Annotated in this window: 17 protein-coding genes; 7 read left to right on the top strand and 10 right to left on the bottom strand. The window is 57.1% G+C overall.

All coding sequences use genetic code 11. The features are described 5' to 3' along the window. The first annotated feature begins 44 nt into the window (after positions 1-44). Complete coding sequence (locus K9B32_RS12300; protein ID WP_224562346.1) at positions 45-1,253, top strand: MFS transporter; 1,209 nt, start codon at positions 45-47, stop codon at positions 1,251-1,253. 639 nt (positions 1,254-1,892) lie between these two features. On the opposite strand, the gene K9B32_RS12295 is transcribed toward K9B32_RS12300, so the two are convergent. The 3 genes from K9B32_RS12295 to K9B32_RS12285 all read right to left on the bottom strand — a co-directional run bounded on the left by K9B32_RS12295 (position 1,893) and on the right by K9B32_RS12285 (position 3,978). Continuing rightward, positions 1,893-2,315, bottom strand: coding sequence for a type II toxin-antitoxin system VapC family toxin (locus tag K9B32_RS12295; RefSeq protein WP_224562344.1), 423 nt, complete (start codon positions 2,313-2,315; stop codon positions 1,893-1,895). After that, positions 2,312-2,566 (bottom strand): type II toxin-antitoxin system prevent-host-death family antitoxin, encoded by a 255-nt coding sequence (locus K9B32_RS12290; RefSeq protein ID WP_224562342.1) that lies wholly within the window; start codon positions 2,564-2,566, stop codon positions 2,312-2,314. Before K9B32_RS12290 ends, K9B32_RS12295 begins: the two co-directional genes overlap by 4 nt. A 1,061-nt stretch (positions 2,567-3,627) precedes the next feature. Further along, entirely contained in the window at positions 3,628-3,978 is a 351-nt protein-coding gene (locus tag K9B32_RS12285) for a hypothetical protein (protein ID WP_007800090.1), read from the bottom strand. A gap of 255 nt (positions 3,979-4,233) precedes the next feature. On the opposite strand from K9B32_RS12285, the gene K9B32_RS12280 reads away from it, so the two are divergent. Next, positions 4,234-4,440, top strand: coding sequence for an ATPase inhibitor subunit zeta (locus K9B32_RS12280; protein WP_318013327.1), 207 nt, complete (start codon positions 4,234-4,236; stop codon positions 4,438-4,440). A gap of 306 nt (positions 4,441-4,746) precedes the next feature. Here K9B32_RS12280 and K9B32_RS12275 read toward each other — a convergent pair whose 3' ends face one another. The 3 genes from K9B32_RS12275 to K9B32_RS12265 form a co-directional block, all read right to left on the bottom strand. After that, positions 4,747-5,559 carry a transglutaminase-like domain-containing protein gene (locus tag K9B32_RS12275; RefSeq protein WP_224562333.1) on the bottom strand — a complete coding sequence of 271 codons (813 nt, stop codon included), beginning with the start codon at positions 5,557-5,559 and terminating at the stop codon, positions 4,747-4,749. A 95-nt stretch (positions 5,560-5,654) separates the two neighbouring features. Then, a complete protein-coding gene (locus tag K9B32_RS12270) occupies positions 5,655-6,527 on the bottom strand; it encodes a transglutaminase N-terminal domain-containing protein (RefSeq protein ID WP_224562332.1) in 873 nt (290 codons plus the stop codon). Between the two features lie 8 nt (positions 6,528-6,535). Next, a complete protein-coding gene (locus tag K9B32_RS12265; protein ID WP_224562331.1) occupies positions 6,536-6,847 on the bottom strand; it encodes a hypothetical protein in 312 nt (103 codons plus the stop codon). Between the two features lie 1,037 nt (positions 6,848-7,884). Between K9B32_RS12265 and K9B32_RS12260 the strand changes: the two genes are divergently transcribed. The 4 genes from K9B32_RS12260 to K9B32_RS12245 all read left to right on the top strand — a co-directional run bounded on the left by K9B32_RS12260 (position 7,885) and on the right by K9B32_RS12245 (position 9,924). Then, on the top strand, positions 7,885-8,127 hold the full coding sequence (locus tag K9B32_RS12260; RefSeq protein ID WP_224562330.1) for a hypothetical protein: 243 nt from the start codon (positions 7,885-7,887) through the stop codon (positions 8,125-8,127). A 299-nt stretch (positions 8,128-8,426) separates the two neighbouring features. Beyond that, the gene (locus tag K9B32_RS12255; RefSeq protein WP_224562329.1) at positions 8,427-8,702 is read left to right on the top strand and encodes a hypothetical protein; all 276 of its coding nucleotides are present in this window, start codon (positions 8,427-8,429) and stop codon (positions 8,700-8,702) included. A 47-nt stretch (positions 8,703-8,749) separates the two neighbouring features. After that, positions 8,750-9,322 (top strand): hypothetical protein, encoded by a 573-nt coding sequence (locus tag K9B32_RS12250; protein WP_224562328.1) that lies wholly within the window; start codon positions 8,750-8,752, stop codon positions 9,320-9,322. Between the two features lie 386 nt (positions 9,323-9,708). Further along, positions 9,709-9,924, top strand: a complete 216-nt coding sequence (locus K9B32_RS12245; protein WP_224562327.1) for a hypothetical protein — start codon at positions 9,709-9,711, stop codon at positions 9,922-9,924. A 169-nt stretch (positions 9,925-10,093) separates the two neighbouring features. Here K9B32_RS12245 and K9B32_RS12240 read toward each other — a convergent pair whose 3' ends face one another. From K9B32_RS12240 to K9B32_RS12230, 3 genes are all read right to left on the bottom strand, one after another. After that, a complete protein-coding gene (locus tag K9B32_RS12240; RefSeq protein WP_224562326.1) occupies positions 10,094-10,579 on the bottom strand; it encodes a hypothetical protein in 486 nt (161 codons plus the stop codon). A gap of 325 nt (positions 10,580-10,904) precedes the next feature. Beyond that, a complete protein-coding gene (locus K9B32_RS12235) occupies positions 10,905-11,237 on the bottom strand; it encodes a DUF1476 domain-containing protein (RefSeq protein ID WP_224562324.1) in 333 nt (110 codons plus the stop codon). Further along, positions 11,234-11,509, bottom strand: coding sequence for a hypothetical protein (locus K9B32_RS12230; RefSeq protein ID WP_224562322.1), 276 nt, complete (start codon positions 11,507-11,509; stop codon positions 11,234-11,236). Before K9B32_RS12230 ends, K9B32_RS12235 begins: the two co-directional genes overlap by 4 nt. 483 nt (positions 11,510-11,992) lie before the next feature. Between K9B32_RS12230 and K9B32_RS12225 the strand changes: the two genes are divergently transcribed. Then, complete coding sequence (locus K9B32_RS12225; protein WP_224562320.1) at positions 11,993-12,295, top strand: hypothetical protein; 303 nt, start codon at positions 11,993-11,995, stop codon at positions 12,293-12,295. 737 nt (positions 12,296-13,032) lie between these two features. Here K9B32_RS12225 and K9B32_RS12220 read toward each other — a convergent pair. After that, positions 13,033-14,571 carry a flavin-containing monooxygenase gene (locus K9B32_RS12220; protein WP_224562318.1) on the bottom strand — a complete coding sequence of 513 codons (1,539 nt, stop codon included), beginning with the start codon at positions 14,569-14,571 and terminating at the stop codon, positions 13,033-13,035. Positions 14,572-14,661: the final 90 nt, after the last annotated feature.

Here is a 14,661-nt window from a genome sequence, read left to right as displayed (position 1 = left end):
CAACAAGTTCGTCTATGAAATCTCCGAACGTAGGAGATGACTCAATGACGGACACGAGATCACAACTAGACGACGCCGCGATAGACTTTCATATCGCCGAGCCAGCCGCGTGGAGCGTGGCTACTTGGTTCGCCGTTCTTTCGATGGCGGCCACCAGCTTTGCGCTGGTGTCAGCTGAGTTTTTGCCGGCAGGCCTGTTGACGCCAATGGCGCGCGATCTCGGCATTAGTGAGGGAACAGCCGGGCAGGTCGTGACCGCGACCGCTGCCATCGGCGCGGTGACCGCCTTGTTGAGCAATGTTCTCATCGGCAAAATGAACCGCAAGACCGTACTCGTTGGTCTCAGTGCATTGGCAATTGGCTCTAACATACTTGCGGCGCTAGCGACTGATTTTTGGTTATTGTTGTTGGGTCGAGCCGGATTAGGCATCGCGCTTAGCGGGTTCTGGGCGCTTTCGGTTGCCGTCGTGGCGAGGCTGGTGGGTGCGAATGCGACGGGTCGAGGGATGGCTATCGTCACCCTCGGGGTCTCGCTCGCCACCATAGCTGCACCGTCGGTGGGCGCTTTGATCAGCGACTGGCTGGGCTGGCGTAGCGCCATGGCTATGACAGCAGGGCTTGCGGCGCTTGCCATGCTGCTGCAGGTACTCAGCTTGCCGACGCTGCCCGCAAGCACAGGCAACAGCCTTGCCGATGTTTTTCGGCTGACCGGGCGGCGTGGCGTTCAACTCGGAATGCTTGCCATCCTATTGCTTATGACGGGGCATTTTGCTGGTTCTGTTTATGTGCGTCCCTTCCTCGAAAAAGTGACGCTCCTGGAAACCGGGCCGATTGCCATGGCGCTGCTCGGGTTTGGTATCGCCGCGGTGATGGGAAATATTGCGGGCGGCCGAGTGGCCGACGTCAATATCCGCATGGCACTCGCTATGACGGCAGGATTGATGGCATTTGCGGCGCTCGCGCTGGTGCTTTGGGGCGTCCACATCGGCGCTGCCTTCGGATTCGTTACGCTTTGGGGCTTCGCCTTCGGCATGGCGCCGGTGGTGCTGCCTACCAATCTTTCCCGCGGGGCACCCGACGCTCTGGAGGCAGCGGGGAGCCTGATGGTCGTCTCTTTTCAGGTTGCCATTAGTATCGGCGCGGTTTTCGGCGGCTATGTCGTCGATCATTACGGCGCCGTTGGGCCCTTGACCCTTACCTCCGCCCTGGCAGCATCGACCGTCGCTTTGGCGCTGACGCAACCGCACAGCTGATCTTCGCTGCCGGGTTGAGCAACCAGGCCCAATCGGACTGACGATGGTGGTGCATCTGTAAGGCACCAGCTGGGCGGCGCATGCCGCGGCCGAGTAGCGCTCTTGGCGCTCTGGATATGAGGCCGCCGGCAATCGCCGGCGGCCTCGATCGTGTCAGGTTATGATGACGTCCTTACCTTCTGCGTTGAGGCGCGCGAGGCCGTCATTCATCTGCTGCTGTTGTTCAGCCGAGTGGAGTTGCCAGTCCGCGACTTCGACCGGTCTCTTCGAGGATGATCCCGCGCCGACGGAACGTCCGCATTCAGACACACCGGCGTGCGGCGCAGGTGATGGGGATCGAACCGGCGACCAGGTATTTCTTGGCTGGGACAGTCGGCGTCGCTGGATGTCGAACCGTAAATCAGCAGTAAGACGTTGGGCGGCCCTCTGGGGGAACCTGCGGCCGTCGTAGCCGCCCTCTTCGGACAAACCGGAGGCCATCGATCATCCAAAGAGGAGGCTCGTTGAGCAAGGCGCGATCGCGGCACACAAGGCTCTTGAACGGATACCAACCGCGACCCTACGATCCCAAAAAGGGTTCTGGGTTGATCTGAGTAATTTTGCAAAAAGGACATCCCTAGCGGGTGCCCGCGCCCGATTTCAGCCTTGCCACGGGTCGATTACGATCACGCCGGTATCACCGAAATCCTGAACATTACGCGTGACTACAGTTAAACCGTGAACCAGCGCGGTAGCGGCGATCAAAGCATCGGCCTCGTTGCGGCGGTCTGGAATACGTAAGTGGGCACAACGCGTCGCTATCGCGTCATCGATTGGCAGAACCCGCTCGGCGAATTCAGGGCGAACACGGCTATCCATCCATCCCCGCAAGCGAGAACTCTGGGCGGCGTCGCGACGCTGGATGGTTAATATCCAGCGCTCAATTTCCAGGATCGTAATCGCGGAAATGAACAAGTCATTGGAATCTTGCGCGCCGACCCACTTCGTCACATTGGCATCTGCTTTACCGTCTCCAACTTTGCGCAGCTCGGAGACGACGTTTGTATCCAGCAGGTACTTCAAGACAGATCGACCTCGCGAGGTGCAATTTCGGCTCTCAGTGGCTCCAATTCGATCGTCGACAAACCAGGCATTGAAAGCGCATCGACGAGAGTCCGGCGCTTGCCGGTCAGGCGGACGAATTCGCTGTACGTCATCAACACATGGGACGGCGTCCCGCGATCTGTAATAACTACAGGTCCTTTTTTGGCAGCCTTCTTTGCCCGACTGACGTCGTGGTTCAACTCCCGGCTAGACAAACTTGTGATGCTCATGGAATGCCTCCATGTAGGAACATACCTACATTTATGATATTATTGGCTGTGGAGCAATATCCAAGATAGCCGCCTTGACAAGAATCGAACCCGCGGCGTCCTGACGACATCCACTGGCAGAGCGTTATTTTCTGGAACTTGCATGGTTCGTCTGGGCGATACACCGTATGGGGACAAGCGTTGGCAGCCTACCCCTCCCCATGCGACGCAAGCTCGCCCGTCACGAATTGCGCACGGCCAAGCCTGAAGGACAGTCGTTGTCCGTGTTCTGAACGATCGAGACCATCACGTCAGGAGAAGTGATCCGGGCGGTGAAGGCATGGAGCGATCCCAAGAAGGCTTCGGTAATGCTTAGCCGTATCCCTGTCGGTAGATCTGCTGAACTCACGGACATTCGATGCCAGGTGATGGCCGCTACATGATTTCGTCGTGAGGTGCGATCGTGCAGGTCGATGGCTGTTTCGAATCGGCACGCCATGAGGCGCGACGCGCTCGCACCTGGCTGTGGCAACCGGGGGCCACGCGAGGCTGCATTCATTGCGCCGATCCGCGGAAAGACCTATCGGAGGGCGCTCGACGCGGTGGGCCTGCGCGGGTCCATAGTTAGGGTTCCAAGCTGAACGCGGCGTTGAATTATCGCCGATCGGCGTCCTTGGGGGCAACCTTTCTGTTATGACGATCCCGCGCCAGTTCAAGCTCTTTCATCGTGGGGAGCTTTTCGAAAAACGAGGTCTTGCTTGCCACCTTGAAACCTCCAAGCTCTTCGGTTGGCAATTGAACCTCTGCAGCGACATTTCCTGGTGGATCGCCGTGTCCGCTGCACAGCGTGGCGCGAGCGTCTGAAGCCTGAACGATCAATTCCTCAGCCGATGGGCTCGCTATCGGGCGGTTTTCGTTAGCGCTGCCATTCCTGCTTCTGGCGAGAGAGGCCGGTTTGGTGATTTTATCCTTGAGCATCGCTCATCCATCGATCTCTGTTAGACTGATCGCTATCGGATAGTTTTGCGCTCATGGCATGGCTCGTTCCATTCAGGCTCCGCGATCCATCCAAGGCCATGAAATTAGCCCGCGCTTCCAAGCGCAATCTGGCATGCCTGCGCAAGGTCTGCATTTGGCTCGCTGCTGCCAAGCGGCGTCGCCCAGCCTGCCTTCTTGATAACGTCGCTACGCCCGTATGTGCCGGCTGCTTTGAGTGCGGCCATGATCTCTGCCGAAGCCGGATCCGTTTTGGCCCTCTCGAGGCAATAGGGCGTGAGCGCAGCCGCGATGGCCGAGGTTCGCTCGATCCCGGCTGCTTTTTGAGCACTGCCATTGGTCATCCACCCGCCCCATGTGAAGCCGACGATCGCAAGCGCGGCCGCGCCGCATACTGCTCCCCATAGGCCGGGGCGAAGCCAGGTCATGTCTTGCATGTCCATATCCAATCTGAGTGAAAGCACGCAATATTGCGCAACAGGATAATAACACAATAAACAACGTACGGATTTTATATTTTTTATTATTTTATTCTATTTGAACCTATTCATATCATATTTTGATTATTTGCTATGGATTCTAGCTTTATATTTTCTTTTGTGTCATTTCGCCCTCGTTATCACTTAATTTGAACGTAGCGTGAGCCAGGCGGTTGGCCACATGGCTGCGGCGCATCCGAAATAGCCTTCACGGTGCAGTCCCGACGAGACCGGGTTTTGGCTCAATGGGTCGCGGAGCCGGTCGGCGCTACCGATGTCCAAGCCTATGTTGCAGAGATCATCGATGTTCGGACGACAGCAGCGGGCGATGAGGGCGTTATAGCAAAGATCCTCGCAGACGTTCGAGAGCGGATCGGGTCCTTTGCGAGATGGAGCTTCGAGCCTACATGGCGACGCTGATGACCAATGGAGCAGACGCCGACGCGCGCCGTCCTTGAACGGCGCTTCGATAGAGTGCGAGCGAAATCGCTCACGGTCGACTTTCGAGCCGGGTTGTGTCTTTCACCTGCCAGCACATTGGTCAAAATATCGGAAACGCCAGTTTCCGTATGCTGCCTTCATCGCGCATCGCATTACGACTTGCCGCTGGCCCTTCGCTGGATCGCCGGCAAACTGCCCAGTCAAACGATTCGTCGCCGTGACGAACTCGGTGACGACTCATCGGAAGTGTGATGTGCGTCTCCTGCGTTTGCGCCGGTCAGCAGTTCAGCCTTGCTGCATTTCCTCGGTTATCACTTCGAAACGGGAAAGCGTTGCGGGCCCGAACGCTGTCGACAGGGCAACATCCGTCGCGTCGCGACCGGTTGCCATCAGAATTCGCCCGATGCGCGGCGTATTATGCCGGGCGTCCACCGTCTGCCAGTGACCGCCGAGATAGACCTGGAACCAGGCGCTGAAGTCCATAGGATTGGGATCGGCCGGCACGCCGATATCTCCGAGATAGCCTGTACAATATCGCGCCGGGATATTCATGCAACGGCACAGCGTAATGGCAAGATGCGCAAAATCCCGGCAAACGCCAGTCTTGTGGGTAAAGCCGCCATATGCCGTTCGTAGTGGATCGGCCTCCAGGTAATTGAAGGTGATGTGATTATGGACGAAGTCGCAGATGGCCTGCACGCGCGGCCATCCGAGTGGCGTCGACGAGAACCGTGCCCAGGCGAAATCGGCGAGCCTGTCGGTTTCGCAATAGCGGCTGCCGAGCAGGAAGATCAGCACCTCGTTCGGCAAGTCGTTGATCGCATGCTGAACCGCACCTTCCGGGATGATATCCGGCTGCCCGCTGTCATAAATCTGAAACTCCGTGGAAATCGTCGTCAGGCCCGGTGGCGCGACAATGCGACTGCAGGCATTGCCGAACACATCGGTATAGTTCCAGGCCTCGATTTGCCTGTCGAAGGTCAGTATCTGATCGCTGAGAAGATCGACACGGCGGGAGGGATGAATGTTCAGCGCCATAAGCATCGGGGTCGGCTGTGTACACTCGTAGCCTATATGAAATCCGGCACGTATTTTCATCCTACATTCCTTATTGGAGAGATCGGTCATGCACGGAACGCAATTGCGGAACGTTCGACGGTACTGCGCAGTTCCCGCGAGTTTGCCCTTTCAGTTCATTGGGTCGTAACGTTGACCTGCACCGTCATGCCGTCGAAGTCGGCACGGCTGCCATCATAGCTGCCGCTCAACGGAACCGCCTGGCGGGGGTCACGTGCGACTGCCACGCGAATAAGGTCGCGATTGCCCACGATGCCGTTCGTCGGATCGAACTCGGTCCAGCCTGCGCCGGGAAGATAAACCTGGCACCACGCATGTGTGGAGCCTCCTCCAAGCGTTAGGCTGCCATCGCGGTCGGCGACGTAGATGTAGCCGGTGACGAAGCGCGCGGCGAGTCCCAGCGAGCGGACCGCCTCCATCATCAGCAATGAAAAATCGCGACAGGATCCTGAACGCAGCGAGAGGGTCTGAACCGGCGTCTGTGTTCCGTGTTCAAGGCGCCGGCGATAGGAAAAGCTCTCGCTGATGGCGTAACACAGTGTCATCAGCAGATGGCCGGTTTCGGTCGGCTGGCCGCAACGGACAAACTGGCGGGCCCAACGTCCGATCTCGTCGCTAGAATCGCGGTAGTGACGCTGGATTGCCGGCGTAAGATCGGGAACCTCGTCCGCATCGTACGAAAACGGGTAGGTCAAGGCGGCACGATCGATCTGGAAATCGAGTGCGAGTTGAGGCGTGTGATCGAGCGTGATCCGGGTTTCGAAACGCAGCTCGCGGGCCGAAGATGCAATATCGACCAGCGCGACACAGTTGCCGAAAGCATCATGAATCCATCGCACACGATGCGGCTCCGGGTCGGTCGCCAGGGATGTGTCGATAAGCCGTTGATCAAAGCTGTCGCGGGGCCGAAACATCACCCGGTGCTCGCCGAAAGCAACTTCGCGGAAATAGCGATAGGAGGTGACGTGACGAACGGTGAAGATGGTCATGGTCGCGCCTACCCGCAAACCGGACGTTCTCCCCAGATACCGCGAGCCGCCTCCGCGCTCTCGGCCAGAAGGGACGGATTCATGACCGCTGCGTATCTGCCTGCGTGTTTTGCAAGCGCCTCCTCATAAGCTTCGAGAAAGCGCTCTATGTCGAACCGAGTTTCGCTGGCGACATAGACGGGCCAGTAAAGAATATCGCGGTCATCAACAGACGTCAGTTCGGCAAGTCTGTGCGCTTCAATTTCGAACGTTCCGTCGCGCATTTCGCAATGCATTCCGAAATCGTCGACGATCCAGTGATCGTTTTCCATGGCGTCCATCGACCTCCAGCATACTTGGCAACACGGCGGCCCGCACCAGGTTTGCGACCGGCCAGGAAAGCGACAGCGACCGGGTCGCCGTGGCGAGCTGGTTCGGCTTGCAGCCATAACCGCGTGTGCGTGTGAATTCTCACCGGAGCGTCGCCGTCGTCCAGCCACCGCGCCAGCGAACCGTCGCCCTCCAATAGAGGTCGCTCAATCGGATTTGTTGTTGCGAGATACATTCTAAGCGCGGATTTCAGCGTGGCTTCATCAACGACGCCTCTCTGGAAACATTGGGCCAGCAAGCTTGTCGCGCTGATTTCTTTGTCGGCGACAGCATAGATTTGCTCACCTTGAAAGCCAGCTTTCGTCAAGAAACGATCCGGCATCCTCAGATTTGCGACGTCGAAGAATTGATTAGGTTCGGAAGACATCGGGTCCTCCTTGTTGGGACTAGGATTTTAATCCTCTATGGCTTTGTCGGTATCGCGCCAACCAATCACTAACCATGCGCTCTTTGCAAGCCCATCGCAACCTCATTCGGGCATCACGGGTTGATGAGACGACCCCAGAGCCCATTGGAGGTGTAACAGGAGCCTGGGCTATGGCGTTCACCACTGGATCAGCACTTAGGAAGCCTTCCGCGCTGGCAGTTTCAGAGCGACGGGTACTTATGCTTTACCCTTCGGGATTCACTCGCATACCGCGTACACCAGCAGCTTCATGAAGTTAGGCCTGTGCGCCCATACTCTAGGGCAATCAAAAAGAATGCGCTTCGGCGAATCGAACGTTCAAGGGCATATGAGACAACTCGCATTAATAAACTTGCTTCACTTCCTTCGAAGGCGCATCTTCTCGACCTCGGCAGATCAGGGCTCTGCTGTTTAGGGTCCCCACCATTGCCCCGATCGAAAGGAGGACACCATGTCTTCCGACTTCTATCCTCAAACATAGCCGCAAAATATTGGTCAAGGTTTATCTGGCGGTCATGATAGGCCCGGTCGCTATTTGCGGCGTGGCGCTGCAATACCGCTCCTGACGCTCGGAGACAAAATATGCAAAAGATTACATCACCTCATTTCACTGTAGATGATTTGCGCCGCGAGGCAGAGTGCTGTCGTTTATTTGATAAGATCGCCCGGACCATCGTGATTTCAGCAATAAATGCAGGATGGCGGGAGGGGGAGGCAGCGCTGGCGCTGGCGGATGCTGCCGAGCGATATGTCCTTTATCTGGCCTCGCCCGTTCGGCTGCACTTCTTACCGGCAAATTCAAACTCGCCCTCAGGCCCAGACTGAGTATTTCCTTATCGCCGAAGCCTCTGCTGGGAAACGTAACCCTTTTCCGTCATACGCCGAGGCGGTGATACTACTGGATCTCTGCAAGTAGAGTCGCCCGCACCCGAGCGTAAGGGGTCTTGCGCCGGTGAATTTTGCAATAGTTGGCCCCGGCCCGGCGGCATATTTCTGGCACCTCTATTGTATTGCTGCTGGATCAACGCCATTTATTAAGATAGGTCTGTACCCGACGGATAATTCAAAACATTTCATCTGGATCGCCCATCGGACATCTCCCTTCCGAAGCTGGAGACAATACGATGGATGATCTACCCAAAATTACTGAGATGAATGTAGACGAGCGCATTGCAGTCCTTCAACAACTGTCGTCGGACCTGAGATTTGGGTCGAAGAAATCCGCCGCGGCTGGCGATAGCATCATGCGACTGAGATTGGATGAAATCGAGCGTGTCGTACAGGCGCATTGCAGCCATGTTGCTGGCAATAACGCGATCGACTTGGCTCAGATCGTCCATCGAGCCATATCGGCCCTCGCCGCCTTTCAGGTCAGCAGGCAGCCAAGCTCGAGAAAATAAGTCGACTCAACGCAGCGGCATATCGGACCCGCGGAACAGGAGGCAGCATGCCTTACGATCAAAAGATATCCGGCCAAACAAACGAAGAGAAAACGCTTGTTCAAAGCGTGTTGGAAGAAGCCGGATACACCGGACAGGTCACACCCACGGACGGTCACCAGCTCGACCCGGCCGCGCAACTGTTGGTGAAGTTGGTCAGGCAAGGCATCACGGACCGTGGTGTTCTGACCGGCGAACTTAGAAAGCACTTCGGCCATGTTCCGGTGGAAACGGTGCTGTACAAACCCATCAACAAAAATCGCCAAGCTATTCAGGGTATTCAAGTGACCAGAATTCCTGCTGCAAACGAGACATACGCAGGCTCCGCCTCGCAAGCTGTGGCGTCCCAGGAGACTGTCTCTTCAGAGAATGATCAATTACAAGCCGACTTGGTGCAAACGCGAAAGTACCTGAAACACGATGATATCGAAATCGCGGCTCAAGAAGCGCGGATTTCAGGTGCATCGCTTCGAGGCGAACCCACGTCGCTGGCTCTGCAGGAGTTGAACGGATATTTTGCGCGGCAACGCTATCACCGCTTCGAATTGAGATTAATCGAGGCGCGGATCAAAGCTCAATAGAACTCGCTGGCCTCCCTTAGCTTTCCCAGATCGCCAGAATGAGCGACGGCAATGCCGCCCTCGCCGAGTGTCGCCCTGCGACATTCCACTGCCATGCCACCAAAACGATCGAATTGTGCCGTTTTACGTCGTACTCGTTCGAGTGCTTTGCCGCCTCTTGACGACGGCGCTTTGTTTGAGGATCCTACCCCGCAGCTCTTCGCTGCGACCATGCGGTCAGGTCGTCCTCTTCGACAGCTGCAACTGCATGAACTGCGCCATCGCCCTCGGTTTGCCGCGACCGTTGCCTAGAGGGCAGTAATTGAGCACCTATTCGATGACAGGCTGTGCACTGCCTTCAAAAGAGAAATCGTGCTATCGTTGATCTGGACAGAGAGGCACTTATCATGATCGCCCGGAGAGACTTCACTTACGCCGAATGGAGCAGCCTCTTGCGGCTTTACAGGCGCGAGCACGCTGCCCTTGCGACCGATCAGGGCCGGAGATTCAAGGAGCTCGGCATAACCGAGGAGATGGTCGGCGAAACAGGCCTCAGTGCCGCAGGTAAGCGGCTGGTCGAGCACGAGCTCCTGTTGGAGCGAAGGAACCGGCTTCAGCGATGACGTCAGACTGAGCCCTTGCCGTTGGATACCAAATGGGCGGGCCGGCCTCAGAAGAGGGCGTATCGCCAGGAAGCGGGAGCGTGAAGCCGGCGGGCCGTGCTGCGTATTCGCCAATGGGCCAGAGCTTACTTCAAAATGGATTATCTCAACGAGGCCCGATCAATGGTTCTCATGGCCGGCTCGGCAATACCGAACCTTGACACAACAATCGTTCGCGGCGAAGCCGGGACGTCTTTTCGGTCCGATCAGATTTCTCTTCCTCGGTGATGGCCTTGGAGCGAATAGTGGTCTGGTCTGGATCGGAGGCGCTTCTGTAGAATTGATCCGTGCGGGCAAGGTCGCTACGCCAATCATTGTGGCTCTCCGTCGTTTTTGGAACTTTCCCAGCCGAACCTGTTGCTCCCCCCTCATTCTCCCAGGATGCAAGTGCGTCCCGATCGGCCCGTTTCTGGTGCGATCGCGAGTCGGGGTAGTCATTCAACGAGATCGTGCCTGCCTTGATGCGGCGAATGATCATCATTTCCTCGTCCTGATCTGGCCCCTCTGCGGCCTGCATCTTGGATGTGGCATAATCGGCGCGCTTGAGAACGCGCCGAAGTGTCGGGCGATTGCTGCTTGTGGTGCGCGCCACACCAACCGGGGGGATCGTCACCACAACCAGCCCTCCAGGATCACATATAGAACGACGGCGAAGCTTAGCACGACCAAGGTTCTGATCGCGGTGTCGTGGCCGTAGTCGCGAAGATGAGTGAAAATGGAAGACATCACGTCCTCCTTTAGATTGGGGCGAAGGGCAAAACCCTTTTGCGGCAGCGCCCGCTTCAAATGCTGCCGATACGACACCATGCGCCCGCAATGGGTTTTAAACAAGGCCCGCGCGCCATACGGATCTTGAAGTTGCCCCCTGCGGCAGGTTCGCGCACGATTGCTCAAGCCGCGCAGCTAGCACGCACGCATCAGCGGCTTAGGAACCAGGCATCTCAAGGGCGAACGGCGCTTGCTTCTATTGCACTCGCCATCAGCTTGTCGATACGGCCTCGAAGCTCCTTCTCGTCCAAAACCTTACCTCCAGATCTGACATCCGCGAGGATTTTTGCTACCACGCCCTCGTCTCCCGCTCCTGTGAAGCGAATGTCGATGATTTCGGCGACATAGGCTTCGATATCGGTAATGCCGATCATTTCGGACACCCATTGGGCCAGAAGCCGGTCACGACGAGATTTCGCCTTGAACGCCATTTCGGCATCCAGGAAGTACTTTTCCTCCAGCGCTCTTTCCCGCTTTTCCAATGAGTTCTTGTCCAACGCGTTCATGATGCGTGCTCCTGGTGTGACGGCGTCGCGCTCAACAAATGCTCGAGAAGAACAGGATCTATTTTGACGAATCGCCGCATCCGGCTGCCGGCAGAAATCGACGGCAGGTGAATGAACGTTGCGACACGCTGATAGGCCAGTCGTGAAAGCCCTTCGATCAGCTCCTCATCCTGTACAATCTTGTAATCACCTGCCGGATGGATTCCATCGATATCCGGCAGTTCAAAAGGTGCAGAGACGTGAATGATGGTATCCGTTGTGCGCGTTGACATGGCGATAATCTCCGAATGGAGGCGGTCTCACCGCTGGTTGACGGAAAGCAGGTTAACCGCTTCATCCGGCCAGCAGCACCGGGCGTTGCCCATCGGAATTCGGGAGGATGGCGGGTCAAGGGTCTCTGACACCGCGGAAAGCCATAACGGCCAAACGACGACCGATTATCATTACGCCCTGATTGAGGCGCGATTAGGATGGCAAAGCAGGCATGCCGGCCTCCCGAAAGGAAGTTTAGAAGACACCTCACTTGCAGTGGGTCAGCTGTCATTTTGATTTGGCGCGCCGAATATTATAACCTGAGGAAACAAAATAACGTCGCGACACCCTCTCCTACTAATCAGAAAACAAATAGTATTATTCAAAATCAACGCATTAGAAAGAACACAATAATAATTGGAATTCCTATTCATTTGGTATGTTATTGTTAACGATGATAAGGCCGCAGACCACCTCATCTTGAGGGATAGGAGGTGCTCATCATGCAGTTCAGCGGTGAAGCGACACTGATGAAGCCCTCAGCATTAACGGTAGCTGAAAGGCGTGCTCTCATCGATCATCTTAGGGCGGTGATTGCAAACCTTGCGCATGGGCTTGCGGCTGACGGATATTTGGAACGTGTGCCGCTGATGCTGGAAATAAACGAAGTTCTCCGCGATTTGACGGATGAAATTTCTCAAGCAGATGCGGTATACTCCGACGAGATTATCGCGGGCACGGTTCGTCTCATCAGGACATACCATGCTTTGCTTGATGACCAGGTCATCGCACAGACCATCCATTGAGAATGAAATCCGCGACGGTCGCAGCGTGGCGCCTGACTGAACGGCGTTCGGCCGCCAGGCCCCGACCTACGTTGGGCAAAGTGGATATCTCAGCGACCTATTGTAGAAGACACGTGTGTGCTCGGCGCATTGCCCGAAGACTGGTTCGACTTGGTCAAAAAGCATTTCGCGGAAAGCTGCGACCTTAATCGTCTGTGGCGCACAAAACGAACCAAGTAGCCAGAAGCGCAGCCAGAAAATCGCGGAAACCCTTGCGTACGCCAATTGGCGGTGGCTCCGACACAATAGGCAAAGCTCGTGCCGTGCGATGCTCTCCAAAAGAAATTGAAGATGGCCGCATGAATTTGATGTTGCGTGGCAACTTATGGCGCTATCTTAATGTAATAATTTAACATATTCCGACAGACTCTGTTAAACGACTTAACCCGTTGCGCGGATAGCCGAAGCGATGGCCTTCCGGCGCTTATCAAAGTGCTCGACTGGTTCGTCGCCGAGCTCGCCGCTGCAAACACTGCCTGCGAGCTTCTTGGACCGGCGACTTCACCCCTGTCACGGACCGAACGCCTGGACGATGCCGGCGTCTGAGGCTGTGGGACAAACCAATTCATGGGCTGCCTTCATCGAGGCACAATCGACCTTGCTCTTAACGGACTTTTGCAGCGCTCGTAGCGGCGCATTGCACGCCGCCACGGAAGGGGTAGCCCACGAGGAGACCGAGTGCGAGGACGGTGGAATGATCACGCCGCGCTTTGAACAGGGTGCAGTTTGAGGAGTTGGCGAACGCCTTCCTCTTCCGGCGTGAAGTCCTCCGTCGAGATCGCTCCGAACGCCGCGGCGAATTTCGCTACCTTTTTTGCGGCATGCGGCAGCGCGTCCGGCCCCTGCAGCCGGAAGGAGATTGGCGAGAGCGGCCCGAACAGCAGCGCCCGCTCGAGGTCCGGCCAGATCGTCAGGTCCGGTTCCACCCCGGCATTGCGAGCAAAGGTGAGTGCCGCGACATGCATGGGAAGGCTGATCGGCCCCGACCGTATCGCTTGGCTGCGTTCGACACCGGCGAGCATCGCCGCCCGGCTTGGAAGCGGCTGTACACCGCCGAAGCAGTGCGAAATCCAGCGCGCCTGCAGCTCCAATACGGGCAAGACCGGACCGACCAGATCGAACAGGCCGAGGAATGCCAGTCCCGGCAGGTCCGGATGGAAGGTGTGGTCGTGGAGATCGGCGCCGTAGCTATCGAGCCGGATCGTGCGAGCGATGTCTTCCGAAAGCCACGGCAACGATAACCGATAGCCGGTGCCGAGGAGGATTGCGTCCACATTCGCGCTGGTCCCGTCGCGGAACCAGACAGTGGAACCATCCACGCGTTCGATCCATGGCCTTACGTCGATACGGCCTTCGGCAACTGCCGGCAGGAAACCCTGCGATTGGGAAATACCGGCTGCAAAAGCGTTGCCGATGGGTTTGCGGGCACCGAATTGGTCGGGCGAACCGGCAACCTTCAGCACTTTAGCCGTCAATCCTTCCGCCACAATATCCGGCGGCAATACACCCTCGACAAGCGCCGCTGCGCGATTGAACATCACATGGTCCGTCGGCACACCGGCGATCAGCTTCGGCAGGATGTAGCGCTGGCGGCGGTGTGTTGAAATCACCTGCGCTGCGCCGTGCGCGATGTCGGAGGCAATTTCCAGCGCACTGATCGAGCAGCCGGCGACGAGAACTTTACGGCCCCGATAGCGCTCCGGCCCGTTGTACTGCGCCGTATGAGCAACCCCAAGCGAGCCCGCAAAGCTTGCCAGGCCGGGAATCTCCGGCACGTCTGGCCGATTCTGCCGGCCGGTCGCAACGATGACACGCGAGAAGGTTTCCGCCCGGTGTTCACTGTCCGATGTCGAAAGAATCAGCCAGCCGTCCGGGGCGCGCTCCAACCGCTCGACCTCGGTCTTCAACCTCAGGTGTGGCAGGAGGCCGAATGCAAAGGCATACCGCTCGAGATAGTCGAGCATCTCCTCCTGCGTCGGATACGTGGCGGTACCCTGAGTGTGATCAAGGTCGGAAAAGGCGGTCATGATGCGGCTGGTGTTGGTGCGCATGCCTGGCCACGTGGCGCTGGTGGCGGATGCCGAATTCCATTGGCCACCGAGACGAAATGAGCCTTCGAAGATCACTGGCTCCAGCCCACGGCCGATAAGCCAGCGGGCGGCGACAAGTCCCGCGGGGCCGGCGCCTATCACGGCAACCTTGTTTTCAGGCAGTTTTGTATGAGTTTGAGGTGACATCGGCGTGCTCCTTGTTCGATGAAGAACGCTCTAGCGATATTTGCCGAACTCGTTTCCTAAAAGCTCACTAAGTTGAGCCAGCGGAATCCT

The organism is Rhizobium sp. 3T7 (genome assembly GCF_020166565.1).
Taxonomy (GTDB): domain Bacteria; phylum Pseudomonadota; class Alphaproteobacteria; order Rhizobiales; family Rhizobiaceae; genus Rhizobium.
This window is presented reverse-complemented; position numbering and strand designations above follow the sequence as displayed.